The organism is Nonomuraea sp. NPDC052265, from assembly GCF_044547985.1.
GTDB lineage: Bacteria > Actinomycetota > Actinomycetes > Streptosporangiales > Streptosporangiaceae > Nonomuraea.
In genome coordinates this window covers 1-1,493 of the sequence record NZ_JBIUBJ010000068.1, presented here as the reverse complement: position 1 = coordinate 1,493, position 1,493 = coordinate 1, and the positions used below count along the sequence as shown (strand labels likewise).

The 1,493-nt window shown below is 66.4% G+C and carries 1 protein-coding gene; it reads left to right on the top strand.

Annotated features, from left to right (window positions below):
- The first annotated feature begins 248 nt into the window (after positions 1-248).
- A complete protein-coding gene (locus ACIHAD_RS48845; protein WP_397361749.1) occupies positions 249-1,469 on the top strand; it encodes an IS110 family transposase in 1,221 nt (406 codons plus the stop codon).
- The last annotated feature ends 24 nt before the right edge of the window (positions 1,470-1,493 follow it).

Genomic DNA, 1,493 nt, shown 5'->3' with positions numbered 1-1,493 from the left:
CGACTAATGGGACCTACCGGGTCGGCCTCGCTGGCAGACTCGGTGCCTGGTAGCCGCTGGTGAGTGAGCACTCTCGTCGACCGGACTTCGAGTCCTAGGGTCAGATCGTGCCCTCACCGGTGGTCAGGAGTCTTTGATCGCTAATGGGATGTCGTGCCCGCCGACCGTCTGGCGTGAGCACTGGTCCATTAGTCCGCCGACCGGCTCCTGCGGGCTTCCGTGTCCTGTTGTCGATGGTGGAGGTCGTGGTGTTGTTCGTTGGAGATGACTGGGCCGAGGACCACCACGACGTCGAGGTCCAGGACGAGACCGGCAAGGTGCTGAAGCGGTTGCGGCTGCCCGAGGGCATGGCTGGGATCACCCGGTTCCACGACCTCGTCGGCCGGTTCGTCGCCGAGGACGCCGACCCGTCCCAGGTGCTGGTGTGTATCGAGGTCGACCGGGGCCCGTGGGTGCGAGCGCTGGTCGCAGCCGGATACCGGGTGTTCGGGGTCGATCCCAAGCAGGCTGCCCGGCATCGCGAGATCCTTGGCTCCTCGGGCGCCAAGAGCGACAAGGGTGACGCCCACGCGCTCGCGGACATGATCCGCACCCGACGGCATCAGCTACGCCAGGTGGCCGGGGACTCGGAGATCGCCGAGGCGGTCAAGGTCGTCACCCGTGCTCATCAGGCGCTGCTGTGGGAACGGACCCGCCACATGCTGCGCCTGCGGGTGGCGCTGCGGGATTACTTCCCTGCCGCGCTGGAGGCCTACAAGCCCCTCGGCCTCACCTCGGATGCGGTCTTGAAACTGCTGGCCAAGGCCCCTTCCCCCGAGGCTGCGGTGAAGCTGACGCTCAGTCAGATCTCGGGAACGTTGAAGGGCCGCCGCGACATCCCCGCCAAGGCACAGGCGATCCAGGACGTCCTACGCAGCGAGCACCTGGGCCAGGCGCCGCTCGTCACGACCGCCTACGCCTCTACCGTGAAGTCGCTGGTCGCGATCATCGCTGTCCTCAACCAGGAGATCAAGACCCTCGAAGGGCAGGTCGAGGCCCATTTTGGCCGGCACCCGGACGCTGAGGTCATCCTCAGCCAGCCCGGCATCGGCGTCGTTCTCGGCGCCCGGGTGCTCGCCGAGTTCGGAGATGCCAAGGACCGCTACGCCTCCGCCAAGGCACGCAAGAACTATGCCGGAACCTCACCCATCACCCGGCAATCGGGCAAGACACGAGTGGTCCAGGCACGGTTCGTCCACAACGACCGGCTCGTGGACGCCCTCCACCTCCAAGCGTCCTGCGCCCTCTTGCACGACTCTGCCGTCCGCGCCTACTACGACCAGATCAAAGCCCGCGAGATCAGCCACAACGCCGCCCTCCGCCAGGTCGCCAACCGCTTGGTGGGCATCCTCCACGGCTGCCTCAAAACCCACAGCCCCTACGACCAGGCAACCGCCTGGTCGCACCGATCAAACGACCTCGCTGCTTGACAACAAACGTCCAGGGATGTCTGA